The sequence below is a fragment of the Streptomyces sp. NPDC001904 genome (assembly GCF_040297005.1).
In the GTDB taxonomy this organism is placed as follows: Bacteria; Actinomycetota; Actinomycetes; order Streptomycetales; family Streptomycetaceae; genus Streptomyces.
In genome coordinates, this window is the sequence record NZ_JBEOYI010000001.1 from 199,207 (window position 1) to 222,363 (window position 23,157).

Sequence of the window (23,157 nt, forward strand, 5' to 3'; positions counted from 1 at the left end):
GGAACCGTCAGCGCACCGGACACCCGGCCTCGCGCAGCGAGGACTTCACCTCTCCGATGCGCAGGTCCCCGAAATGGAAGACGGACGCCGCGAGCACGGCATCGGCCCCGGCCTCGACGGCCGGAGCGAAATGATCGAGGCGCCCGGCGCCGCCCGACGCGATCACCGGCACGGACACGTGCTTGCGGACGGCCGAGATCATCTCCAGGTCGTACCCGTCCTTGGTGCCGTCGGCGTCCATCGAGTTGAGCAGGATCTCCCCGGCCCCCAGCTCGGCGGCCTGGTGCGCCCACTCCACGGCGTCGATCCCGGCGGACCGCCGCCCGCCGTGGGTCGTCACCTCGAAGGACCCGGACTCGGTGCGCCGCGCGTCCACGGAGAGGACCAGCACCTGCCGCCCGAACCGCTCGGCGATCTCGCGGATCAGCTCGGGCCGGGCGATGGCGGCCGTGTTGACGCCCACCTTGTCGGCCCCGGCACGCAGCAGCCGGTCCACGTCCTCGGCGGTGCGCACGCCGCCGCCCACGGTGAGCGGGATGAAGACCTGCTCGGCGGTGCGCCGCACCACGTCGTAGGTGGTCTCCCGGTTGCCGGACGAGGCGGTGATGTCCAGGAAGGTCAGCTCGTCGGCGCCCTCGGCGTCGTACACCTTCGCCATCTCGACGGGGTCGCCCGCGTCGCGCAGGTTCTGGAAGTTGACGCCCTTGACGACCCGCCCGTTGTCCACGTCGAGACACGGGATGACACGTACCGCGAGGCTCACTGTGCTTCTCCTGCCTGCGGGCGGAACGCCTCGACCTCGACCTCCACGACCAGCGACGGGTCGACGAAGCCGGAGATGATCAGCATCGACGCGGCGGGGCGGACGCTGTCGAACAGCTCCTTGTGGGCCCGGCCGACCTCGTCCACGTCCCGCGCGTGCGTGAGGTACATCCGCGTGCGCACGACGTCGTCGGGGCCGAGGCCCAGCTCGCGCAGCGCCTCGATCGCCACGTTGAAGGCGTTCTTGGTCTGCTCGTACGGGCCACCCTCGGCGATCACGCCGTTGACGACGGAGGTGCAGCCGGAGACCAGCACGAGACCGTTGGGGAGTTCGACGGCACGGGCGTACCCGAAGGCCTCCTCCCAGGGGGCCCCGGACTGGGTCCGGCGGACGGCGCCGCTCATACGGAGACCGCCTCCAGCGCTTCCTCCAGCGTGAACGCCTTGGCGTACAGCGCCTTGCCGACGATGGAGCCCTCGACGCCCAGCGGCACGAGCTCGGCGATGGCGCGCAGGTCGTCCAGGGACGAGACGCCGCCCGACGCGACGACCGGGCGGTCCGTGGCCGCGCACACGTTCTTCAGCAGTTCCAGGTTCGGGCCCTGGAGCGTGCCGTCCTTGGCGATGTCGGTGACGACGTAGCGCGCGCAGCCCTCGGAGTTGAGGCGCTCCAGGGTCTCGTAGAGGTCGCCGCCGTCGCGGGTCCAGCCGCGGCCGCGCAGCGTCGTGCCGCGCACGTCGAGGCCGACGGCGATCTTGTCGCCGTGCTCGGCGATGACCTTGGCGACCCACTCGGGGGTCTCCAGGGCGGCGGTGCCGAGGTTGACGCGGGTGCAGCCGGTGGCGAGCGCGGCGGCGAGCGTGTCGTCGTCGCGGATGCCGCCGGACAGCTCGACCTTGATGTCCATCGCCGCGGTGACCTCGCGGATCAGCGCGCGGTTGTCGCCGGTGCCGAACGCGGCGTCGAGGTCGACCAGGTGCAGCCACTCGGCGCCGGAGGTCTGCCAGGCGAGGGCGGCCTCCAGCGGGGAGCCGTAGGAGGTCTCGGAGCCGGACTCGCCATGGACGAGGCGGACCGCCTGGCCGTCACGGACGTCGACCGCGGGGAGGAGTTCGAGCGCGTGGTTGAGAGCAGAGGCCATGGCTTAGAGGTTTCCGATCCAGTTCTTCAGCAGCTGGGCTCCGGCGTCGCCGGACTTCTCGGGGTGGAACTGCGTCGCCCAGAGCGCGCCGTTCTCGACGGCGGCCACGAAGGGCTCGCCATGGGTCGACCAGGTGACCTTGGGGGCACGGATATGGGGGTTCTTGACCTCCATGTCCCAGTGCTGGACGGCGTAACTGTGCACGAAGTAGAAGCGCTCGTCGCTGCCGACACCCGCGAACAGCTCACTGTCCTCGGGGACGTCGACGGTGTTCCAGCCCATGTGCGGGACGACGTCGGCCTTCAGGGGTTCGACGACGCCGGGCCATTCGTCGAGGCCCTCGGCCTCGACGCCGTGCTCGATGCCGCGCGCGAACAGGATCTGCATGCCGACGCAGATGCCCATCACGGGCCGCCCGCCGGACAGCCGGCGCCCGACGATCCAGTCGCCGCGCGCCTCCTTCAGCCCGTTCATGCAGGCGGCGAAGGCGCCCACGCCGGGGACGAGGAGGCCGTCGGCGTTCATCGCCCTGTCGTAGTCGCGGGTGATCTCGACGTCGGCGCCCGCGCGGGCGAGGGCGCGCTCGGCGGAGCGCACGTTCCCGAAGCCGTAGTCGAAGACGACAACTTTTTTCTCTGTCATGGCCGTCAGTTCCAGTAGTCGAGCCGCAGCACGCCTGCCACGAGGCACAGGCCGGCGCTGATCGACAGCAGCGTGATGAGGCTCTTGCCCATGCCCTGCTTGGTGAACGAGATGATGCCGCCGACGAGGAAGAGGCCGACGAGGATGAGGACGGTCGCGAGGCCGTTCATGGCTAGAGCGCGCCCTTCGTCGACGGGAGGATGCCGGCCGCGCGCGGGTCGCGCTCGGAGGCGTAGCGCAGCGCGCGGGCGAGGGCCTTGAACTGGCACTCCACGATGTGGTGCGCGTTGCGCCCGTACGGGACGTGGACGTGCAGGGCGATCTGCGCCTGCGCGACGAACGACTCCAGGATGTGCCGGGTCATCGTCGTGTCGTACTCGCCGATCATCGGCGCCATCTTCTCGGGCTCGGTGTGCACGAGGTAGGGGCGGCCGGAGAGGTCGACGGTGACCTGGGCGAGCGACTCGTCCAGCGGGACGGTGCAGTTGCCGAAGCGGTAGATGCCGACCTTGTCGCCGAGGGCCTGCTTGAAGGCGGCGCCGAGGGCGAGGGCGGTGTCCTCGATGGTGTGGTGCGAGTCGATGTGCAGGTCGCCCTCGGTCTTGACCGTGAGGTCGAAGAGGCCGTGGCGGCCGAGCTGGTCGAGCATGTGGTCGTAGAAGCCGACTCCGGTCGACACGTCGACCTTGCCGCTGCCGTCGAGGTCGATCTCGACGAGGACCGAGGTCTCCTTGGTCGTACGTTCTACGCGTCCTACGCGGCTCATGCGCCGAACTCCTTCTTCACTTCACGGGCCGCGTCCAGGAACGCGTCGTTCTCTTCGGGGGTGCCGACCGACATGCGCAGCCGTCCCGGCACTCCGTTGTCACGGATCAGGACGCCGCGGTCGAGGATGAACTGCCAGACGGCGTGCGGGTCGTCGAAGACACCGAACTGGATGAAGTTGGCGTCGGCGACGGTGACGTCGAAGCCGAGTCCGGTCAGCTCCGCGACCACCCGGTCGCGCTCGGCCTTCAGCTGCTCCACGTACTGGAGCAGGGTGTCGGTGTACTCCAGGGCGGCGAGCGTCGTCGCCTGGTTGACGGCCGACAGGTGGTAGGGCAGGCGCACCAGCTGGACCGCGTCGACCACGGCCGGGTCGGCGGCGAGGTAGCCGAGACGCAGGCCCGCGGCGCCGAACGCCTTGGACATGGTGCGCGAGACGATGAGGTTCGGGCGGCCCTCGATCAGGTCGAGCAGCGAGCTGCCGTGGCTGAACTCGGTGTACGCCTCGTCGACGATCACCACCGCGTCGCGGCCCGCCGCCTCGTACAGCGCGAGGACGTCCTCGCGGGCCACGGCGTTTCCGGTGGGGTTGTTGGGGCTGGTGATGAAGACGACGCTGGGGCGGTGGGTACGGATCGCCTCGACGGCGCCGGGCACGTCCAGCGAGAAGTCGTCGTTGCGCGGGGCGCTGACCCAGTCGGTGTTGGTGCCGCGGGCGAGCAGCGGGTGCATCGAGTACGAGGGCTCGAAGCCGAGCGCGGTGCGGCCGGGGCCGCCGAACGCCTGGAGGAGCTGCTGGAGCACCTCGTTCGACCCGTTGGCCGCCCACACCTGCTCGAAGGTGACCTCGTGGCCGGTGGTGCGCGTGAGGTACCGGGCCAGCTCCGTGCGCAGCTCGACCGCGTCGCGGTCCGGGTAGCGGTTGAGGGTCCGGGCCGCGTCGGCCACCCGCTCGGCGATGCGCGCCACGAGCGGCTCGGGCAGCGGGTACGGGTTCTCGTTCGTGTTCAGCCGGACGGCGACGTCGAGCTGGGGCGCGCCGTAGGGGGACTTGCCGCGCAGTTCGTCGCGTACGGGAAGGTCGTCGATGTGCGTCACTTGTCCGTCGGCACCTTCCATCCGAAGCGGGCCTTCACGGCGGCGCCGTGCGCGGGCAGGTCCTCGGCCTCGGCCAGCGTCACCACGGTGTGGGCGACCTCGGCGAGGGCGTCCTTCGTGTAGTCGACGATGTGGATGCCGCGCAGGAAGGACTGGACGGACAGGCCGGAGGAGTGGCAGGCGCAGCCGCCGGTCGGCAGGACGTGGTTCGAGCCCGCCGCGTAGTCCCCGAGGGAGACCGGCGCCCAGGGGCCGACGAAGACCGCGCCCGCGTTCCGGACGCGCTGGGCCACGGCGGCGGCGTCGGCGGTCTGGATCTCCAGGTGCTCGGCGCCGTACGCGTCGACGACCTTGAGGCCGTCGTCGAGCGAGTCCACGAGGACGATCGCGGACTGCTCGCCCTTGAGCGCGGGCAGGATCCGGTCCTCGACGTGCTTGGTCGCGGCGACCTGCGGTTCCAGCTCGCGCTCGACGGCGGCGGCCAGCTCCTCGCTGTCCGTGACGAGGACGGCGGCGGCCAGCGGGTCGTGCTCGGCCTGGCTGATCAGGTCGGAGGCGACGTGCGCCGGGTCGGCGGTGGCGTCGGCGAGGACCGCGATCTCGGTCGGGCCCGCCTCGGCGTCGATGCCGATCCGGCCGGTGAAGTAGCGCTTGGCGGCGGCGACCCAGATGTTGCCCGGGCCGGTCACCATGTTCGCGGGCGGGCAGGACTCGGTGCCGTACGCGAACATCGCGACGGCGGTGGCGCCGCCCGCCGCGTACACCTCGTCGACGCCGAGCAGCGCGCAGGCCGCCAGGATCGTCGGGTGCGGCAGGCCGCCGAACTCCTTCTGCGGCGGGGAGGCGAGCGCGATCGACTCGACCCCGGCCTCCTGCGCCGGCACGGCGTTCATGATCACGGACGACGGGTAGACGGACCGGCCGCCGGGCGCGTACAGGCCGACGCGCTCGACCGGCACCCACTTCTCGGTGACCGAGCCACCGGGCACGACCTGGGTGGTGTGGCCGGTACGGCGCTGCTCGCGGTGGACGATGCGGGCCCGCCGGATGGACTCCTCCAGGGCCGCGCGGACGGCCGGGTCGAGGTCGGCGAGCGCCTTGGCCAGCGCTTCGGCCGGCACCCGCACCGACTCGAGGGTCACTCCGTCGAACTTCTCCCCGTACTCGATCAGCGCCGCGTCGCCGCGATGATGCACGTCCTCGCAGATCGGTCGCACCTTCTCCAGGGCGGCCGAGACGTCGAAGTCGGCTCGGGGCAGCAGCGAGCGCAGGGCCTGGCCCTCGGGGAGGGCGGCGCCGCGCAGATCGATTCGAGAGATCACGTACCAATTCTCTCAGACGCGCCTTTGCCGCCGGTGGCCCGTATCAGTGACTGATACACGTGCGGTTTCGGCCGTTGTTCCGGGACCGGAGGATGACCTTCACCCCTGGCGTTCAAGCTGTCACCCAACGGGCATGACCGGTCGTACACAACCCCGCGGACAGCAGTTGCCGACGGGGCGTACGGGGAGGCAGGACAGGCGTGGTCGACGGGACGACGACCGGCGGCGGCAGTGGCGACGTGCCGGACGGGCTGACCGCAGCGGAGGTCGGGATGTGGCAGGCGTTCCGCAATGGGAGCGTCTACGACCTGCGGACGGGCGGCAGGGACGTCGACGACCCGCACGGCGGTCACCCCTGGGGGCAGAACCGCAGCGTGCGCGCGCGGATCGTGGCGTGGCTGCTGCTCGACGGACCGCCGGCCCTGGACGGCCGGGTGTCGTCGCTGAAGCTCCAGGGCCTGCAGATCACGGACACGCTCGATCTCGCGGGCGGCACCATCGAGCCGTACGTGGAGCTGAAGGACTGCCGCTTCGAGAAGGAGGTGCTCCTTCCCGAGGCGCACTTCACGACGCTCCGGCTGGTGAACTGCTCGGTGCCGCGGCTCGAGGCCGCCCGGGTGCACACAGAGGGCGATCTGCATCTGCCCCGCTCCCGGTTCCACACCGGCGTCCGGCTCACCGACGCGCACATCGGCACGGACCTGCTGCTCAACCAGGCGGTGGCGTTCCGCGACCGGACCGGCAAGGCGATCGCCGCGGACGGGATGTCGGTCGGCCAGGACCTCCAGGCCGAGATGCTGGAGACGCACGGCGAGCTGAGCCTGCGCGGCGCGACGGTGGGCGTCTCGCTGTCCCTGCGCGGCAGCCGGCTGAGCAACACGCAGGGGCGGCGCGCGCTGAACGCCCCGCAGCTCACGGTCGAGCGCACCCTCTATCTGACCCCCGCGGGGGTCAACAATTCGCTCCTGTCCAACGGCACCCCGGCCCAGGGCACCCGGGTGCAGCGGTTCGAGTGCGTGGGCGGCCTGCGCCTCGACGACGGGCGCTTCGGCGACGCCGTCGACCTGGAGGCGGCCCGCTTCACGATGCGCAACGACCAGGAGGTGTCGCTGCGCCGGGTCCAGACGCCGGAGCTGCGCTTCACCGCGGAGGGGCCGGAGCGCGGGCTCATCGTGCTGAACGGCGCGAGGATCGTCAATCTGGTCGACAAGGCGACGAGCTGGCCGGTCGCGGGGCAGTTCCGGGTCAACGGCTTCACGTACGAGAACCTGATCCCGATCGGCTCCTTCCCGCTGCACCGCCGGCTCGGCTGGCTCTCCGACGCCACCCCCGAGTACCGGCCCGAGCCGTACGAGCAGCTCGCCACCATCCTGCGCAACAGCGGGGAGGACGCCGACGCCCGCGAGGTGCTGCTCGCCAAGCAGCGCCGCCGCCGCGAGACGCTGCCGGTGGCGGCCAAGGTGTGGGGCTACATACAGGACTGGACGGTCGCCTACGGGTACCGGCCGGGCCGGGCCGCCGTCTGGATGGCCGTGCTGTGGGCGGTCAGCGCGGTCGCCTTCAGCCGTGCCGACCATCCGCCGCTGCACAAGGGCGAGGGGCCGAACTGGGACCCGGCCCTCTTCGCGCTCGACCTGCTGCTCCCGGTGATCGACCTGGGCCAGGCGGGCAGCTGGCAGCTGCGCGGCGGCTGGCAGTGGCTGGCGGCGATCCTGATCATGCTCGGCTGGATCCTGGCGACCACAGTCGCAGCGGGCGCCACCCGCCTCCTCCGCCGAAACTAGCTCCTCCGGGAGCCCAGGAGACCCGCACCCCGGCCCCCGCCCGGCGACCCCACAGCCGCACCCCTGCACGCCCGTACACCCGTCCGGAGCACCCTCGCCCCGCCCCAAACCGTTACCGGTCCACAGGCAACCAACACCCCTCGGAGCCCGTCATCTCAGGGCAACCAACAGCCGGCCCGCAAAGGAGGACGCGGACATGCCCCTGCTCCGCGCCCTCATCCGCACAGCCCGCATGATCCGCCACACCGCGTCCCTGGCCGAAGGCCTCCCCCCGGACGACGACATCCTCCTCGACGCCCCGGACGACCGTCTCGCCACGGCCCTGGCCGCCGCGGGCCACACCGACCACGGCCCGGCCGCGAAACTCCTCGCCCACACGCGCGAGGCCGCGGAGTGGGAGAACCGCGACCGCTACGTCCAGCGCCTCGCCGCCTTCGCCGCGTCCCGCCCGGAATGGCTCGCCGCCTGGCAGTCGGCCGCCCCGCACGACCCCGACCTGCTCCTGGTCAAGGCGGAGGTCGCCGTCGCCCGCGCCTTCGGCTCACCGGCCCGCGCCGAACTGCTCCGCGACGTCACCCCGCTGATCCTGGCCGCGGCGGACGCCGAGCGCGGCGACCCGGTCCCCTGGCGCCTCGCCCTGGACCACGCCCGCGGCGCGAACGCCCCGCACACCGTCTTCGAGGAGCTGTGGGCCCAGGCGGTGCGCCGCTCCACGCACCACTACGGCTGCCACGTCGCGGCCCTGCAGTACCTGTCGGCCGCCTGGTACGGCTCGCACGCCGAGTGCTTCGACTTCGCGGAGCGCGCCGCCGAGGACGCGCTGCCCGGCTCGCTGCTCCAGGCCCTCCCGGCCCGCGCCGCCTTCGCCTACCTCACCGCGCAGTCCCCGCAGGGCATCCCGCGGGCCCGCCTGGACGCGGCGGCCGATCTCGCCGTCGGGCTCTCGGCCACGTACGACACGGCGGACCCCTGGCCCGCCGAGGTGCGCAATCTGCTGGCCTGCGTCCTGATCCACCTCGAACGCTGGCAGGACGCCCTGGACCAGCTGCGTCTCATCGGCCCGTACGCGACCTCGTTCCCCTGGGACCGGCTCTCCGACGACCCGCTGGGCGAGTTCCTGCACCTGCGCGACGGCGTCCGTCTCGAGGTCGCGGCGGCGCTCCCGCTGCTCGGCGGACCGCGGACCTCCGACGACCATTACTCTTGACCGTCGTGACCACCGTCCGGCTTCCGCTCTTCCCGCTCAACTCGGTGCTGTTCCCCGGGCTCGTGCTCCCGCTGAACATCTTCGAGGAGCGCTATCGCGCCCTGATGCGCGACCTGCTGAAGGACTCCCCTTCCGGGCCCGCCGACCCCGACGACCCCGAGGCCGACCCGGCCGTCTCCGACGAGCCGCGCAACTTCGTGGTCGTGGCGATCCGCGACGGCCACGAGGTCGCGCCGAGCGCCGCCGGGATGCCGGACGACCTGACCACGAAGGAGGCCGGCGCCGGCCCGGCGGCGGGCTTCGGCGACGACCCGATCACCTCCTTCCACTCCGTCGGCTGCATCGCCGACGCGGCGACGATCCGCGAGCGCGCCGACGGCAGCTTCGAGGTGCTGGCCACCGGCACCCAGCGCGTCGAGCTGCACTCGGTGGACGCCTCGGGCCCGTACCTCACCGCGGAGGTGGAGGTGCTGCCCGACGACGACGGCGACGAGGCGGGCGCCCTGGCCGAGGGCGTGCTGCGCGCGTTCCGCTCGTACCAGAAGCGGCTCGCGGGGGCCCGCGAGCGGTCCCTGACCACGGGCGCGGAGCTGCCGGACGAGCCGTCGGTGGTGTCGTACCTGGTCGCCGCGGCCGCGGTGCTCGACGTACCGACGCGGCAGCGCCTCCTGGAGGCCGGTGACGTGGCGTCCCGGCTGCGCGAGGAGCTGCGGCTGCTGCGCGCCGAGACGGCGATCATCCGGCATCTGCCGTCGCTGCCCGCGACGGACCTCACCAGACAGGCGACCAGCCTCAACTGATCTGAAGGACACGGCACGTTGGCGAAGAAGTCCAAGAAGCAGCAGCAGTCCGGCGGTACTCCGGCGACGTTCGCGCTGACGGCCGCGGGCACCGCCTTCACGGTCCACTCCTACGAGCACGACCCGGCCCACCCCAGTTACGGCGAGGAGGCGGCCGAGGCGATGGGCGTCTCCCCCGAGCGGGTCTTCAAGACGCTCGTCGCGGACGTCGACGGGCGGCTCACGGTCGCCGTCGTCCCGGTGGCGGGCCAGCTCGACCTGAAGGCGCTCGCCGCGGCGGTCGGCGGCAAGCGGGCCGCGATGGCCGACCCGGCGCTCGCCGAACGCACCACCGGCTACGTCCGCGGCGGCATCTCCCCGCTCGGGCAGCGCAAGAGGCTGCCGACGGTCATCGACGCGTCGGCGGCGGAGCACCCGACCATCTGCGTCTCGGCCGGCCGTCGTGGCCTGGAGGTCGAGCTGGCGGCCGCCGATCTGGCGGAGCTCACCGGCGCGGTGCTCGCGCCCGTCGGGCGTGCGTGACCCCTCGACGGACCGCTCCGCTTCGGCTAAGCACCAAGGACATGTCGAAGAGGACGCGCAAGCGCAAGTGGCGGATCAAGAAGCGCAAGGCCAATCACGGGCGCCGGCCCGCCTGACGTTCGGTGCGCGCACGACCGGCCGGGGACGCCGTCGTCGTACGGCGTCCCCGGCCGGGCACGAGGTTCTTACGCGGAGGGGCCCTGGACCTGCGGTCCCGGCGTCCCCTCCGTGCCGTGCGGCGCGTAGTAGGCCGCGTACGGGTCGGGGTCGCGGGGCCCGAACAGGCCGGTGAGCGCGAGGTGGACGACCATCGCGGCCAGTGGCCACGCGAGCAGCGCGCCCTTGGCCTTCAGTTCGAGGGGCGCGTCGAACACGACGCCCTTGCCGAGCTCCTTGGCGTGGGCGGCGACGTCCCGCGTCGGTCCGAGCCAGATCCCGAACCGCCAGGCGACGACCCCGCCGAGCAGCGCGCCCAGCGCGAGCGCGACGACGATCCCGATGCCGCCGCGCCGCCGCCACAGGAAGACGAGCAGGGCGGTCACGGCGCCGAACGCGAGCCCGAGCAGCGCGAACGTGCCGTCGATCCCGATGGCCTGCTCCCCCTCGGTGTCCTTGAGGTAGACGGCCGTGCTGTCGGAGACGAGCGGGACGCGCGGCGCGAGCCACAGCCAGAGCACACCGAGCAGGAGTCCGAACAGGGCGACACCGACGAACACGACGACGGCCTCGCGCAGCTCGGCCTTCAGTCCGGGCCCGTCCTCGCGGGCCGCGGAGGGCGCCGGCGGCGGCAGATGCCCGGCCATCGGGTCCGGGGCCTGCCACGGGTTGCCGTGCCCGTTGTCGTCCGGGGGTTGATGCGGCGGCGGTGTCAGCGGTGCGGTCACCCTGCCATCGTGCCAGGCGTGTCTGCCGGGCGCGTCACCGGACGGCCGCCCGGCGGTACGCCCAGGTCGCCACGGCCAGCGAGGCGACGCCGACGGCGGCACAGACGCCCAGGTCGAGCAGGACGACGGGCCAGTCGGGCCGGTCGCCGAAGGTGCGGGCGAAGGCCTCGACGCCGTACGTCGACGGCAGCAGATCGCGGGCGTACCGCACGACTTCCGGCATCCGGTCCGCCGGCAGGACACCGAGGAGCAGCGCCGCGGACATGCCCAACTGGCCGAGCAGTGTGGCCAGTTCAGGGCGCGGCGCGAGCAGGCCGAGCGCGGCGCCGAGCCCGGCGAGGGCGGCCCCGGCGAGCGGGATCACGGCGGCGAGCACCCACAGATGGGCGAGCGGCAGATCGAACATGGCGCAGCCGACGACCGCGGTGACCACGGTGCCCGGCACGGTGAACGACGCGTACGCGCCCGCCGCGCCCAGGACCACGGAGGCGGGCGGCACCGGCAGCGTCGCGTAGTGGTCGAGTCCGCCGGCCGCGCGCAGCTGCCCGAAGTACTGGGCCAGCAGGTTCAGCGCGACGAACGCCACGACCAGCACGGCGGACCCGGCGACGACGGCCTGCGCCTCGCGGCCGCCCTGGTCGACGACGCCCCGCATCAGGATCATGATGCCGATGGACTGGAAGGTCGCCACGAAGAGCAGCGGGATCCGGGCCACCCGGGCCCGGGACAGCTGGGCGCGGTAGACGGCGGCGAGCGACGGCAGGAACCGGGCCCGCGGCGCGAGCCCCTCCTCGCCTCGGCCGGCGCCCGGATCGGCGGGCACGGCCCGGTCCACGGCCCGCACCGCGTCGGCGGATACGACACTCATGCCTTCACCAGGCCCTTCACGCCGCTGCGGCTCCCGCCGAGCGCCAGGTACACGTCTTCCAGGCTCGGGGTGGCGAGCGTGAAGTCGTCGAGGAAGTCGAAGGCCGGGCCGCCGGTGACGGCGGCGACGGCGCGGCGGGCCTCGTCGGGGGCGAGCCGCAGCGACCAGCGCCGTCCGGACTCGACGGCGTGCTCGCGCAGCCGTGCGACCTCGGCCAGCTCCGTCGGCGCCTCCTGGCGCCACACCAGCTCGACCCGCACCTCGCCGGCGACGCGCTCCTTGAGCCCGGCCGGGGTGTCGCAGGCGATGACGCGGCCCTGGTCCATCACGGCGACCCGGTCGAGGACGGTCTCGGCCTCGATGACGTTGTGGGTGACGAGCAGGACGGTGGTGCCGCGCTCGGCGCGTCTGCGGTCCACGGCGGCCCAGACGGCCCGCCGGGCGACGGGGTCCATGCCGGTGGTCGGCTCGTCGAGCACGAGCAGCGGCCGCTCGCCGACCAGGACGGCGGCGAAGCAGGCGAGCCGCCGCTGCCCGCCGGACAGCTTCTTCAGCGGGCGCCCGGCGATCGAAGTGATGCCCAGTTCGTCGAGGACGTCGTCGCGCGCGGCCCGTGCGTCCTTGAGGCTGAGCCCGCGCAGCCGTCCGGTGGTCTCGGCGGCGAGGGAGACGGTGAGCTCGTCGAGGGCGGTCGACTCCTGCCCGAGGTAGGCGAGGATCCGCGAGGCCCGCTCCGGGTGGCGCACGATGTCGTGCCCCAGGATCTCGACGCTCCCGGCGTCCGGCCGCATGAGCCCGGTCAGCTGGCGTACGAGGGTGGACTTCCCGGCGCCGTTCGGCCCGAGCAGGCCGAAGATCTCGCCGCGCGCGATGTCGAGCCGGACCTCGTCGGTGGCCCGCACCGCGGGCGTCCCGGGGGCTCCGCGCCGCCCGCGCGAGGGCGGATACGTCTTCCGCAGCCCGCGCACCGAGCACACGACGGCACCCCTGTCATGCTCCAGGGCGGGCTCACCGGTGCGCGTACTCACGAGGAACGAGAGTACGGGGTAAGAGCGCCTGCTTTGCGCCCGGGTAGGACAAATAGCGCCCCAAAGGGGCGCGAGGAACTGCGCGACCAGCCACGACGCACCGTGGACGCGACTCGGCGAGAACACGGGCGGCGGCCCGGCTGACGCCGCGATCAATCCCCCGCGGCAGCGTGCTCCACGCCGGTCCGCACGTCGATCTCCCGCCAGAACCCGGCCCGGATCGCGTACCGGTCGTGCTCGTCGATCTGGTCGTCCTTGTGGGCGAGCAGCCCGAACCGCGCCGCGTACCGCAGCAGCTCCCCGTCGATGCGGTGCGGCACCCGGGGGTACATGGTCGACAGTTTCTGCAGTTGTGTGTGATCACCCAGCCGGCCCATCCACCGCCGGGCGAACACCTGCCCCACCTCGTACGGATCGCCCCCGACCGTGGTGATGTCCTCCTCGCGGTCGGCCCAGCGCTGCTCGGCGGTGGTGAGCTGCGCCAGGGTGGGCAGCGACGCGGACTCGGGGGGCTCGCCGCCCCCGCCGGGCCGCTCGACCCAGCCCTTGTCGGAGGACCAGCGCAGCGTCGCGTTGGCCGGATGCTGCGCGGGCTGGGTGGTGCCGGGCGCGCGCAGGGCGGCCAGGTCCTTCGGGGTGGGGACGCCCCTGCCGGCGCCGGAGCGGTCCTCGTGGTCGCTCTCGGGCCGCTCGGCGCGCTCGGCCGGGGCGTGCTGGACGGGCGGCGCGTCGGCGTCCCGGTCGGCGAGGCGCCCGGCGGCGGCCGGCGCGGACTCGGGCAGCGGGGCGGAGAGGATCGCGGCGATCTCGGGGCGCGGGGCGGGCGGCGGGGCGCACGGGCCGCTGAGTTCCTTGGCGCGGACGGCCTTGGTGATCCAGGTCCGGTCGAGCACCCGCCGTTCGTCGGCCTCGGCGACCAGGTCCTCGGACTGGTTGTAGTCGCCGTCGGCGGCCTGGACGGCCCAGAGGTGGACGGCGACGCCGTGCTCCTTGGCGGCCATCATGCCGGGCAGCAGATCGCCGTCGCCGGTGACCAGGACGACGTCGGAGCAGGCCCGGTTGCGCGCCAGCTCGGTCAGCTCGGCGTGCATCGCGGCGTCGACGCCCTTCTGCGCCCAGCGTCCGTCGCTGCGGGTCAGTGCGCCGAGCCGCACCGTGACCCGGGGCATCACGCGCAGCCTGCGGTGCTCGGGCTGCGGGACGCGGTCGGGGGCGCCGTCGAACCAGTAGATGCGCAGCAGTGGGCGCTCGGTCTCGGATTCGGCGCGTTCGCGCAGCCCCTGGATGAGGGCGGCGTGGTCGACATGGATCCGGGACCGGGAGGGTTCGCCCGCGAGGAGACTCGCGGCCGCACCCAGCAGATACCCGGCGTCCACCAGGACGATGCAACGGTCCATGCGGTCCACCCTCTTTCGCCGACACGCCCGTGCGTTCGCTTCGGGTTTCCTTCGAGTCTGCCCGACAGCGCGGGGCTTAACGGCCCGAACTCGATCTTCGGCGTGGCGGAAGGCGTGAAGGTGGCGCGAACAGGGCCCGAACCCTCTGCTACGCACGGTAATTATCCGAAATGCGGTCTTGTTCCCCCTATGTGAGTCTGAAACCGGCCCTGGCCCCTAGTTCCCCCGCAGGAGGCAATCACCATGGCCAAGAACCGCAAGCAGAACCGCAATCAGCAGCAGAAGTCGGCAGAGCCGCAGGAGCAGGCCCGGTCGTCCGCCATGGAGGCCGAGGCGAAGTCGGCCGTCCAGGCCACACCGGGGGATGTGGCCCGCAAGCACCGCGAGCGCCGCTTCGGGCACAACTGACGTACGCCGCAAGGCTGTTGCGGCACGGCGAGGGCCGCACCCGGATGTCCGGGTGCGGCCCTCGCGCCGTGTGCGCCGTTCGGCGGATCAGCCCGCCAGGCAGGACGGGCCGAGAAGCACCTTCAGGTCGCCGTAGAGCGCCGGGTCCGGCTTGACCCGGTGCCGGTCGAGACGGAGGACCGTGGTCTTGCGCGGACCCTGGAGCTTGATCCGCACCTCGCTGTCGCCCCGGTGGTTGGAGAGGATCTCGCCGAGGCGGCTGACCATCGGCGGGGTCACCTTCAGGGCGGGGATGGTGAGGATCACCGGAGCGTTCGTTCCCGCGTTCGACAGGTCGGGGACCTGCATCTCCATGGCGACCAGGCGCGGCACGTCCTCGCGCTTGTCGAGCCGGCCCTTGACGAAGACGACGGCGTCCTCGACGAGCTGGGTGGAGACCAGCTGGTAGGTGGCCGGGAAGAACATGCACTCGATGGAACCGGCGAGGTCCTCGACGGTCGCGATCGCCCAGGCGTTGCCCTGCTTGGTCATCTTGCGCTGGAGGCCGGAGATGATGCCGCCGACCGTGACGACCGCGCCGTCGCCGAAGTCGCCGCCGGTGAGCTGCCCGATGCCCGCATCGGCCTTGTCGGACAACACGTGCTCCAGGCCGAACAGCGGGTGGTCGGAGACGTACAGGCCGAGCATCTCGCGCTCCTGGGCGAGCAGGTACGTCTTGTCCCACTCGTCGGTGGAGAACTCGACGTCGAGACCGAAGCCCGGGGCGTCGCTCTCCTCCTCGCCGCCGCCGAAGAGGTCGAACTGTCCCTCCGCCTCCTTCCGCTTGACCGCGACCACGTTGTCGATCATCGGCTCGTACTGCGCGGTGAGGCCCTTGCGGGTGTGCCCCATCGGGTCGAAGGCGCCCGCCTTGATGAGGGACTCGGTCGTCCTCTTGTTGCACGCCGCGGCCTCGACCTTGTCGAGGTAGTCGGGGAACGAGCTGTACTTCCCCTTCGCCTTGCGCGAGCGGATGATCGACTCCACCACGTTCGTACCGACGTTGCGGACGGCCTCCAGGCCGAAGAGGATCACGTCGTCGCCCTGGGCGGCGAAGTTGTGCACCGACTCGTTCACGTCCGGCGGGAGCACCTTGATCTTCATGCGCCGGCACTCGTTCAGGTAGACGGCCGACTTGTCCTTGTCGTCCTTCACCGAGGTGAGCAGCGCCGCCATGTACTCGGCCGGGTAGTTCGCCTTCAGGTACGCGGTCCAGTAGGTGACCAGGCCGTACGCGGAGGAGTGCGCCTTGTTGAACGCGTATCCGGCGAACGGCACCAGGACGTCCCACAGGGCCTGGATCGCCGCGTCGGAGAAGCCGTTCTTGCGGGCGCCCTCCTGGAAGATGGTGAAGTTCTTCGCCAGTTCCTCGGGCTTCTTCTTGCCCATCACGCGGCGCAGGATGTCGGCCTCGCCGAGCGAGTACCCGGCGACGATCTGGGCGGCCTTCTGCACCTGCTCCTGGTACACGATGAGGCCGTAGGTGAGACCCAGCGTCTCCTTCAGGGGCTCTTCGAGCTCCGGGTGGATCGGCGTGATCTCCTGGCGGTTGTTCTTGCGCTCCGCGTAGTTCGTGTGCGAGTTCATGCCCATCGGGCCCGGCCGGTACAGGGCCGAGACGGCGGAAATGTCCTCGAAGTTGTCGGGCTGCATCTGGCGGAGCAGCGAACGCATCGGGCCGCCGTCGAACTGGAAGACGCCGAGCGTGTCACCGCGGCAGAGCAGTTCGAAGGTCTTCGGGTCGTCCAGCGGGAGCGACAGCATCTCCAGGTCGATGCCCTTGTTGGACCGCACCATCTTGACGGCGTCGTCCATGATCGTCAGGTTCCTGAGGCCCAGGAAGTCCATCTTGATCAGGCCGAGCGACTCGCACTGCGGGTAGTCCCACTGCGTGATGGTCACGCCGTCGGTGTGCCGGGTCCACAGCGGGGCGTGGTCGACGATCGGCTCGCTGGACATGATGACGCCGGCGGCGTGCACGCCCATCTGCCGGACCAGGCCCTCGACGCCCTTGGCGGTGTCGATGACCTTCTTGACGTCCGGCTCGTTCTCGTACATCCCGCGGATCTCGCCCGCCTCGCTGTAGCGCGGGTGCGTGGGGTTGGTGATGCCGTCGAGGTCGATGCCCTTGCCGAGGACGTCGGCGGGCATCGCCTTGGTGAGGCGGTCGCCCATCGCGTACGGGTAGCCGAGCACGCGCGCGGAGTCCTTGATCGCGTTCTTGGCCTTGATCTTGCCGTACGTGCCGATCATGGCGACCTTGTCGGCGCCGTACTTCTCGGTCACGTACCTGATCACTTCGACGCGCCTGCGCTCGTCGAAGTCGATGTCGACGTCGGGCATGGAGACGCGCTCGGGGTTGAGGAACCGCTCGAAGATCAGGCCGTGCGTGATCGGGTCGAGGTCGGTGATGCCCATCGCGTACGCGACGATCGAGCCGGCCGCGGAGCCTCGGCCCGGGCCCACCGCGATGCCGTTGTTCTTGGCCCACATGATGAAGTCGGCGACGACGAGGAAGTACCCCGGGAACCCCATCTGGATGATGATGTCCATCTCGTACTCGGCCTGCTTCTGCCGGTCCTCGGGGACACCGTCCGGGTAGCGCCGGTTCATGCCGCGGCGCACTTCCTCCTTGAACCAGGTGGTGTTGGTGTAGCCCTCTTCCGGGATGTCGAACTTCGGCATGAGGTCGCGCTTGTCGAACATGCCGGTGGTGTCGATCTGCTCGGCCACCAGGAGGGTGTTGCGGCAGCCCTCCTGCCAGGCGTCCGAGGAGTCGACGGCGTACATCTCGTCGGTCGACTTCAGGTAGTAGCCCGTGCCGTCGAACCGGAAGCGGTCCGGGTCGGAGAGGTTCTTGCCGGTCTGGATGCAGAGCAGGGCGTCGTGCGCGGTCGCCTCGTGCGCGTACGTGTAGTGCGAGTCGTTCGTCACCAGGGGCGGGATGCCGAGCTTCTTGCCGATCTCCAGCAGACCGTCGCGGACCCGGCGCTCGATCTCGATGCCGTGGTCCATCAGCTCCAGGAAGTACCGGTCCTTGCCGAAGATGTCCTGGTACTCGGAGGCGGCCTTCAGCGCCTCGTCGAACTGGCCGAGGCGCAGACGCGTCTGCAGCTCACCGGAGGGGCAGCCGGTGGAGGCGATGAGCCCCTCGCTCCACTGGGAGATCGTCTCCTTGTCCATGCGCGGCCACTTCTGCAGCCAGCCCTCGGCGTACGCGTCCGAGGACAGCTTGAAGAGGTTGTGCAGGCCCGTGCTGTTCGCCGCCCAGATCGTCTTGTGCGTGTAACCGCCCGAACCGGAGATGTCGTCGCGCTTCTGGTGCGGCTGTCCCCACTTGATCTTCCGCTTGTTGCGCCGCGACTCCGGGGCGACGTACGCCTCGATGCCGATGATCGGCGTGACCCCGGCGCTCTGCGCGGAGTGGAAGAAGTCGTACGCCCCGTGCAGGTTCCCGTGGTCGGACATGGCGATGTGGGTCATGCCCATCTCGTTGCACGCCTTGAACATGTCCTTCAGCCGCGCGGCACCGTCCAGCAGCGAGTACTGGGTGTGGACGTGCAGGTGCGTGAAGGGCGGCTTTGACACGGTTGAGGCCTCCGATGGAAAACGCGCGGCGACGGTCTGGGGACAGCTTGGAAGTCTACGACCGACCGCTGACAACCGACGGGCACTCCGGAGTACGGTCGGGCGTTGGACAGGTCAGAACACCTGCCCTGCGTGTCACACAGCTCACGCACCATCTGCACCAGGAGGCACCCCGCGATGTCGGACCCGCAGCCCACCGCTGAAGAGCGCGGCGAGCAGATCCTTGCCGTCTTCGACACCGCGTTCGGCGAGCTGCTCGCCGCGGACCCCGCCGCCTTCCGGGTCAAGTTCCGCAAGATGGCCGCGTCGGCCTTCGCCTTCTACCGCGGGACGGCCTGCCTGTTCTACCAGGACCTGGAGCGTGAGCAGCACGGCGGCCCGTACCTGGACGACCGCACCAGCCGGGTGTGGATCCACGGCGACCTGCACGCGGAGAACTTCGGCACGTACATGGATGCGAACGGCCGGCTGGTCTTCAATGTGAACGACTTCGACGAGGCGTACGTCGGCCCCTTCACCTGGGACCTGAAGCGCTTCGCCGCCTCGGTGGCCCTGATCGGCTACGCCAAGGCGTTCAGCGACGAGCAGATCACGGCCCTGGTGCGCACGTACGCGGCGGCCTACCGCGAGCGGGTCCACTCCCTGGCCACCGGCGCGAAGAACGACGAGGTGCCGCCCTTCACCCTGGACACGGCCGACGGCCCGCTGCTCGGCGCGCTCCGCGACGCCCGCTCCCGCACCCGCTTCGAGCTGCTCGACTCCATGACGGAGATCCGCGACTTCGAGCGCCGCTTCGCCCCCGGCGGCGGCTCCATCGAGCTGGACGCGGCGACCCGCTACAAGGTGCTCGCGGCCTTCGACGGCTATCTGGAGACGCTGCCGGAGTCGTCGCTGACCCGCCCTGACTCGTACCGGGTCAAGGACGTCGTCGGGCGCCGCGGCATCGGCATCGGGTCGGCGGGCCTGCCCTCGTACAACATCCTCCTGGAGGGCAACAGCGACGCCCTGGAGAACGATGTGGTGATCTACGTGAAGCAGGCCCAGACCCCGGCCGTCTCGCGCCACATCACGGACCCGGCGATCCGCGGCTACTTCCAGCACGAGGGGCACCGCACGGTCATCTCGCAGCGCGCGCTCCAGGCCCACGCGGACCCGTGGCTGGGCTGGACGGAGCTGAACGGCTCGGGGCAGCTGGTCGCCGAGGTCTCCCCGTACGCGGTGGACCTGGACTGGTCGGACATCGACGACCCGGAGGAGGTCGACGCGGTCGTCGCCGACCTCGGCCGGGCCACCGCGACGATGCACGCGGCGGCCGACGACCAGTCCGGCGAGTCGCTGGTGCCGTTCTCCACGGAGCGCGCGATCGACGCGGCGATCGCCGCCGACGAGGACGGTTTCGCCGACCTCCTGGTGGACTTCGCGCACGTCTACGGCGCCCGCGCGCGGGAGGACCACCAGATCTTCGTGGACCTGTTCCGCAACGGCCGGATCCCCGGTCTCTGACACACAGCCACCCTTTAGGCATCGTTTACCGTCGGCCATGGCACACTCCTCGGCGATGGACGACATATCCGGGACCCAGCTCAGAGCCGTGCGCGCGGCACTCTTCACGGCCGTGGCCGTGACGCTGTCCGCCGCGTCGCACGTGCTGCTGTCCAGGGCCCCGCTGCCGCTCACGACGGTCGGCGCGATCGCCGCCGCCGTGTTCGTGATCGCGTACGCGCTCGCCGGACGCGAGCGCGGCTTCGGGCGGATCGCCGCGCTGCTCGTCCCGCTGGAGCTGGCCGCGGACACGGTCTTCACCACCGGGCAGCACGTCTGCTACGGCGCGGCGGGCGGCCCGGTCGCGGGTCCCCTGCGCTCGTTCGGCTTCGACCTGCTGTGCGCGGGGAACGTGGGCACGCCCCTGGCCCGGATGACCGGCGGTGGCGCCGGCAAGGCCGTCGGCCTGCTCGCACACCCCGGCCCGGCGGCCTCCTGGCTGCTCCTCGGCGCTCATGTGACGGTCGGCATGCTGGCGGCCCTGTGGCTGCGCCGCGGCGAGCAGGCGGTGGCCCAGCTGCTCCGCGCGCTGGCCGCGTTCGCGTTCCGGCCGCTGATCGTCGCCTGCGCCACGGTCACCGCCCGGGTCGAGCCGGTCTCCGCCGGACCCCGTCCGGTCACCGCCGTGCCGGCCGCCCGCATCCGGATCTGGGTGCACTCCGTGGGACGGCGCGGACCGCCGTGCCTGGCCGCCTGAGCCAGCACACGACAGTCCCCCTCATCTTTCACAGCTACGGAGTACGAACATCATGAGCAAGCGCAACAGCCAGCAGGCAAAGACGGCGGCCCGCGAGCGGCTGCGGATCGAGCGCGAGAAGCAGGCGAAGACGGCGAAGGCGAAGCGGCAGGCGATCGTCGCGGGTTCCATCGTGGGTGTGCTCGCGATAGCCGGCGGCGTCGGCTACTTCGCGGTGCAGGCCATGAAGCCCTCCTACTGGGAGAAGGCCAAGGACGCGAAGAGCGCCGACGTCGTGGCGCCCGCGCACACCACCGGCACCAACGGCACGACCGTGGTGATCGGCAAGGACAGCGCGAAGAAGACCCTGAAGCTCTACGAGGACTCGCGCTGCCCGGTCTGCGCGTCCTTCGAGCAGACGGTCGGCTCGACCGTCCACAAGGACGTCGAGGACGGCAAGTTCAAGATCCAGTACATCGGCGCCACCTTCATCGACGGCGACGGCAACGGCAAGATCGGCACCAACGGCGAGGGCTCCAAGAACGCGCTGAGCGCGCTCGGCGCGGCCCTGAACGTCAGCCAGGACGCCTTCCTCGACTACAAGACCGCCCTGTACTCGAAGAAGTACCACCCGGACGAGACCAAGGACGAGTTCAAGAGCGACGACTACCTGATCAAGGTCGCGAACACCGTGGACGCCCTGAAGGACAACAAGGCCTTCCAGAAGGACGTCCGCAAGGGCACCTACGACAACTGGGCCATGAAGATGTCCAAGACGTTCGACTCGAACAAGGACGGCGTCACCGGCACCCCGTCCCTCGTCATGGACGGCAAGAAGCTCGTGGGCTCCGACGGCCAGAACGCCCCCATGACGGTGGCCGACTTCAACACGGCGATCCAGAAGGCGCTCGCGGGCTGATCCCGCTCCGCTCCGTCCGGTCCACCTGACGCACCGCTGAAGGGCGGGCGAACTCTTCGGAGTTCGCCCGCCCTTGGCGCGTACCGGTCAGTAGGGTTCTGCCCCGTGACCAGTCGACTTCAGGCAGAATCCTCAACTCCGCGCCGCCGTACGGTGGTCAAGGCCGCGGCCGCGGGCGCCGTCCTCGCCGCCCCGCTGCTCGCGGTTCCCGCCGCCCACGCCGCCCCTCCCGCCCCGGCTCCCGCCTTCCTGCACGGCGTCGCCTCGGGCGACCCGCTCCCCGACGGCGTCCTGCTGTGGACACGGGTGACCCCGACCGCCGAGGCCGTGCCCGGCTCCGGCAAGGGGCCCGATACCCGGGTGAGCTGGGAGATCGCCGAGGACCAGGCGTTCCGTACGGTGGTGGGCCGGGGCACCACGACCGCCAGCGCCGCGTCCGACCACACCGTGAAGGCGGATGTAAGGGGCCTGCGCCCGGCGAGCGCCTATTACTTCCGCTTCTTCGTGGGCGACGCGTACTCGCCCGTCGGACGGACCCGCACCGCGCCCGCAGCCGACAGCCGCGACGAGCTGCGCTTCGGCGTCGTCTCCTGCGCGAACTGGGAGGCGGGCTGGTTCTCCGCCTACCGTCATCTGGCCGCCCGCGCCGACCTGGACGCGGTCCTGCACCTCGGCGACTACCTCTACGAGTACAAGACGGGCGAGTACCCGGCGGCGAAGTACACCGTCCGCCCGCACCAGCCCGCCCACGAGATCGTCTCGCTGGCCGACTACCGGATCCGGCACGGGGCGCACAAGACCGACGACGACGTCCGGGCCGTGCACGCGGCCCACCCGCTGGTGGCCATCTGGGACGACCACGAGTTCGCCAACGACGCCTGGTCGGGCGGCGCCGAGAACCACTCCCCCGACACCGAGGGCGCCTGGGCGGCCCGCAGGGACGCCGCCAAGCAGGCCTACTTCGAGTGGATGCCGGTGCGCCCGTCGATCGCGGGCACCGTCTACCGGCGGCTGCGCTTCGGTGCCCTGGCCGACCTGCACCTGCTCGATCTCCGGTCGTTCCGCTCGCAGCAGGCGAGCGTCGGCAGCGGCGCCGTGGACGACGCCGACCGCACGATCACCGGCCGCGCCCAGCTCGACTGGCTGAAGTCCGGGCTCGCCGCATCCGACGCGCAGTGGAAGCTGGTCGGCACCTCGGTGATGATCTCGCCGGTCGCCTTCGGCTCCCTGCCGGCCCATCTCCTCGCGCCGCTCGCCGAGTTGCTGGGGCTGCCCAAGGAGGGTCTGGCCGTCAACGTCGACCAGTGGGACGGCTACACGCACGACCGCAAGGAGCTGATCTCCCATCTGCGCGAGCGCGGCATCAAGGACACCGTCTTCCTGACCGGCGACATCCACATGGCGTGGGCCAACGACGTCCCGGTGACCGCGGGCACGTACCCGCTCTCGCCGTCCGCGGCGACGGAGTTCGTGGTCACGTCGGTGACGTCGGACAACCTCGACGACATCCTGCACGTCGCGCCCGACACGCTCTCCACGGTGGCCGAGACCGCGGTCAAGGCGGCCAACCGGCACGTGAAGTGGCTGGACATGGACTCCCACGGCTACGGCGTCCTGGACGTCACCGCCGAGCGGGCGCAGATGGACTACTACGTGATCTCGGACCGGACCGACAGGAACGCCACGTCCGCCTGGGAACGTTCCTACCGCACGCGCAGCGGCACCCAGAAGGTCGAGCGCACGGACGCGCCCGTGAAGTGACCC

23 protein-coding genes are annotated in these 23,157 nt (G+C 71.3%); 10 read left to right on the forward strand and 13 right to left on the reverse strand.

Annotated elements, in window-relative coordinates; translation table 11 throughout:
• Positions 1-7: 7 nt before the first annotated feature.
• Genes hisF through hisD form a run of 8 tightly spaced genes read right to left on the reverse strand, consistent with a single transcriptional unit; the run spans position 8 to position 5,731 of the window.
• The gene (gene hisF / locus ABT127_RS00860; protein ID WP_351443700.1) at positions 8-763 is read right to left on the reverse strand and encodes an imidazole glycerol phosphate synthase subunit HisF; all 756 of its coding nucleotides are present in this window, start codon (positions 761-763) and stop codon (positions 8-10) included.
• Complete coding sequence (locus ABT127_RS00865) at positions 760-1,167, reverse strand: RidA family protein (RefSeq protein WP_351443701.1); 408 nt, start codon at positions 1,165-1,167, stop codon at positions 760-762. The genes hisF and ABT127_RS00865 overlap by 4 nt, the downstream gene beginning before the upstream one ends.
• Positions 1,164-1,904: a bifunctional 1-(5-phosphoribosyl)-5-((5-phosphoribosylamino)methylideneamino)imidazole-4-carboxamide isomerase/phosphoribosylanthranilate isomerase PriA gene (gene priA / locus ABT127_RS00870; RefSeq protein WP_351443702.1), complete on the reverse strand. Its 741-nt coding sequence runs from the start codon at positions 1,902-1,904 to the stop codon at positions 1,164-1,166. The genes ABT127_RS00865 and priA overlap by 4 nt, the downstream gene beginning before the upstream one ends.
• A gap of 3 nt (positions 1,905-1,907) precedes the next feature.
• Positions 1,908-2,546, reverse strand: coding sequence for an imidazole glycerol phosphate synthase subunit HisH (gene hisH / locus ABT127_RS00875; protein WP_351443703.1), 639 nt, complete (start codon positions 2,544-2,546; stop codon positions 1,908-1,910).
• Between the two features lie 5 nt (positions 2,547-2,551).
• Positions 2,552-2,716: a CG2302 family histidine operon protein gene (locus ABT127_RS00880; protein WP_181512474.1), complete on the reverse strand. Its 165-nt coding sequence runs from the start codon at positions 2,714-2,716 to the stop codon at positions 2,552-2,554.
• Between the two features lie 2 nt (positions 2,717-2,718).
• A complete protein-coding gene (gene hisB, locus ABT127_RS00885) occupies positions 2,719-3,312 on the reverse strand; it encodes an imidazoleglycerol-phosphate dehydratase HisB (RefSeq protein WP_351443705.1) in 594 nt (197 codons plus the stop codon).
• Positions 3,309-4,409: a histidinol-phosphate transaminase gene (locus tag ABT127_RS00890; protein ID WP_351443706.1), complete on the reverse strand. Its 1,101-nt coding sequence runs from the start codon at positions 4,407-4,409 to the stop codon at positions 3,309-3,311. The genes hisB and ABT127_RS00890 overlap by 4 nt, the downstream gene beginning before the upstream one ends.
• Positions 4,406-5,731 carry a histidinol dehydrogenase gene (gene hisD, locus ABT127_RS00895; protein ID WP_351443707.1) on the reverse strand — a complete coding sequence of 442 codons (1,326 nt, stop codon included), beginning with the start codon at positions 5,729-5,731 and terminating at the stop codon, positions 4,406-4,408. The genes ABT127_RS00890 and hisD overlap by 4 nt, the downstream gene beginning before the upstream one ends.
• A gap of 272 nt (positions 5,732-6,003) precedes the next feature.
• Here hisD and ABT127_RS00900 point away from each other — a divergent pair, with 272 nt between their 5' ends.
• The 5 genes from ABT127_RS00900 (at position 6,004) to ABT127_RS39290 (ending at position 10,160) form a co-directional block, all read left to right on the forward strand.
• Entirely contained in the window at positions 6,004-7,515 is a 1,512-nt protein-coding gene (locus tag ABT127_RS00900; RefSeq protein WP_351444043.1) for an oxidoreductase, read from the forward strand.
• Positions 7,516-7,711: 196 nt separating this feature from the next.
• Positions 7,712-8,722: a hypothetical protein gene (locus ABT127_RS00905; protein ID WP_351443708.1), complete on the forward strand. Its 1,011-nt coding sequence runs from the start codon at positions 7,712-7,714 to the stop codon at positions 8,720-8,722.
• A gap of 5 nt (positions 8,723-8,727) precedes the next feature.
• Positions 8,728-9,522 (forward strand): LON peptidase substrate-binding domain-containing protein, encoded by a 795-nt coding sequence (locus tag ABT127_RS00910; RefSeq protein ID WP_351443709.1) that lies wholly within the window; start codon positions 8,728-8,730, stop codon positions 9,520-9,522.
• Positions 9,523-9,540: 18 nt separating this feature from the next.
• Positions 9,541-10,044: a Cys-tRNA(Pro) deacylase gene (gene ybaK / locus ABT127_RS00915; protein WP_351443710.1), complete on the forward strand. Its 504-nt coding sequence runs from the start codon at positions 9,541-9,543 to the stop codon at positions 10,042-10,044.
• A gap of 41 nt (positions 10,045-10,085) precedes the next feature.
• Positions 10,086-10,160: a 50S ribosomal protein bL37 gene (locus tag ABT127_RS39290; RefSeq protein WP_494400581.1), complete on the forward strand. Its 75-nt coding sequence runs from the start codon at positions 10,086-10,088 to the stop codon at positions 10,158-10,160.
• Between the two features lie 69 nt (positions 10,161-10,229).
• Here the strand turns inward: ABT127_RS39290 and ABT127_RS00920 are convergent, their stop codons facing one another.
• The 4 genes from ABT127_RS00920 to ABT127_RS00935 form a co-directional block, all read right to left on the reverse strand.
• The gene (locus ABT127_RS00920; protein WP_351443711.1) at positions 10,230-10,928 is read right to left on the reverse strand and encodes a DUF2567 domain-containing protein; all 699 of its coding nucleotides are present in this window, start codon (positions 10,926-10,928) and stop codon (positions 10,230-10,232) included.
• 34 nt (positions 10,929-10,962) lie between these two features.
• Entirely contained in the window at positions 10,963-11,796 is an 834-nt protein-coding gene (locus ABT127_RS00925) for an ABC transporter permease (RefSeq protein ID WP_351443712.1), read from the reverse strand.
• Positions 11,793-12,773, reverse strand: a complete 981-nt coding sequence (locus ABT127_RS00930; RefSeq protein ID WP_351444044.1) for an ABC transporter ATP-binding protein — start codon at positions 12,771-12,773, stop codon at positions 11,793-11,795. Before ABT127_RS00930 ends, ABT127_RS00925 begins: the two co-directional genes overlap by 4 nt.
• Before the next feature lie 203 nt (positions 12,774-12,976).
• Entirely contained in the window at positions 12,977-14,221 is a 1,245-nt protein-coding gene (locus ABT127_RS00935; RefSeq protein WP_351443713.1) for an NYN domain-containing protein, read from the reverse strand.
• Between the two features lie 243 nt (positions 14,222-14,464).
• On the opposite strand from ABT127_RS00935, the gene ABT127_RS00940 reads away from it, so the two are divergent.
• Complete coding sequence (locus ABT127_RS00940) at positions 14,465-14,629, forward strand: hypothetical protein (protein ID WP_351443714.1); 165 nt, start codon at positions 14,465-14,467, stop codon at positions 14,627-14,629.
• An 87-nt stretch (positions 14,630-14,716) separates the two neighbouring features.
• On the opposite strand, the gene dnaE is transcribed toward ABT127_RS00940, so the two are convergent.
• Positions 14,717-18,256 carry a DNA polymerase III subunit alpha gene (dnaE, locus tag ABT127_RS00945; protein ID WP_351443715.1) on the reverse strand — a complete coding sequence of 1,180 codons (3,540 nt, stop codon included), beginning with the start codon at positions 18,254-18,256 and terminating at the stop codon, positions 14,717-14,719.
• Between the two features lie 177 nt (positions 18,257-18,433).
• On the opposite strand from dnaE, the gene ABT127_RS00950 reads away from it, so the two are divergent.
• The 4 genes from ABT127_RS00950 (at position 18,434) to ABT127_RS00965 (ending at position 23,154) form a co-directional block, all read left to right on the forward strand.
• On the forward strand, positions 18,434-19,759 hold the full coding sequence (locus ABT127_RS00950; RefSeq protein ID WP_351443716.1) for a DUF2252 domain-containing protein: 1,326 nt from the start codon (positions 18,434-18,436) through the stop codon (positions 19,757-19,759).
• Positions 19,760-19,814: 55 nt separating this feature from the next.
• The gene (locus tag ABT127_RS00955) at positions 19,815-20,495 is read left to right on the forward strand and encodes a hypothetical protein (RefSeq protein ID WP_351443717.1); all 681 of its coding nucleotides are present in this window, start codon (positions 19,815-19,817) and stop codon (positions 20,493-20,495) included.
• Between the two features lie 52 nt (positions 20,496-20,547).
• Positions 20,548-21,393 (forward strand): thioredoxin domain-containing protein, encoded by an 846-nt coding sequence (locus ABT127_RS00960; RefSeq protein ID WP_351443718.1) that lies wholly within the window; start codon positions 20,548-20,550, stop codon positions 21,391-21,393.
• Positions 21,394-21,498: 105 nt separating this feature from the next.
• Entirely contained in the window at positions 21,499-23,154 is a 1,656-nt protein-coding gene (locus ABT127_RS00965) for an alkaline phosphatase D family protein (RefSeq protein WP_351443719.1), read from the forward strand.
• The last annotated feature ends 3 nt before the right edge of the window (positions 23,155-23,157 follow it).

Excerpts from the sequence above, each read along its gene's own strand:
- ABT127_RS00865 (WP_351443701.1), bottom strand. The coding sequence starts at position 1,167 with ATGAGCGGCGCCGTCCGCCGGACCCAGTCCGGGGCCCCCTGGGAGGAG.
- priA (WP_351443702.1), bottom strand. The coding sequence starts at position 1,904 with ATGGCCTCTGCTCTCAACCACGCGCTCGAACTCCTCCCCGCGGTCGAC.
- hisH (WP_351443703.1), bottom strand. The coding sequence starts at position 2,546 with ATGACAGAGAAAAAAGTTGTCGTCTTCGACTACGGCTTCGGGAACGTG.
- ABT127_RS00880 (WP_181512474.1), bottom strand. The coding sequence starts at position 2,716 with ATGAACGGCCTCGCGACCGTCCTCATCCTCGTCGGCCTCTTCCTCGTC.
- hisB (WP_351443705.1), bottom strand. The coding sequence starts at position 3,312 with ATGAGCCGCGTAGGACGCGTAGAACGTACGACCAAGGAGACCTCGGTC.
- ABT127_RS00900 (WP_351444043.1), top strand. The coding sequence starts at position 6,004 with ATGTGGCAGGCGTTCCGCAATGGGAGCGTCTACGACCTGCGGACGGGC.
- ABT127_RS00905 (WP_351443708.1), top strand. The coding sequence starts at position 7,712 with ATGCCCCTGCTCCGCGCCCTCATCCGCACAGCCCGCATGATCCGCCAC.
- ABT127_RS00925 (WP_351443712.1), bottom strand. The coding sequence starts at position 11,796 with ATGAGTGTCGTATCCGCCGACGCGGTGCGGGCCGTGGACCGGGCCGTG.
- ABT127_RS00935 (WP_351443713.1), bottom strand. The coding sequence starts at position 14,221 with ATGGACCGTTGCATCGTCCTGGTGGACGCCGGGTATCTGCTGGGTGCG.
- ABT127_RS00940 (WP_351443714.1), top strand. The coding sequence starts at position 14,465 with ATGGCCAAGAACCGCAAGCAGAACCGCAATCAGCAGCAGAAGTCGGCA.
- ABT127_RS00950 (WP_351443716.1), top strand. The coding sequence starts at position 18,434 with ATGTCGGACCCGCAGCCCACCGCTGAAGAGCGCGGCGAGCAGATCCTT.
- ABT127_RS00955 (WP_351443717.1), top strand. The coding sequence starts at position 19,815 with ATGGACGACATATCCGGGACCCAGCTCAGAGCCGTGCGCGCGGCACTC.
- ABT127_RS00960 (WP_351443718.1), top strand. The coding sequence starts at position 20,548 with ATGAGCAAGCGCAACAGCCAGCAGGCAAAGACGGCGGCCCGCGAGCGG.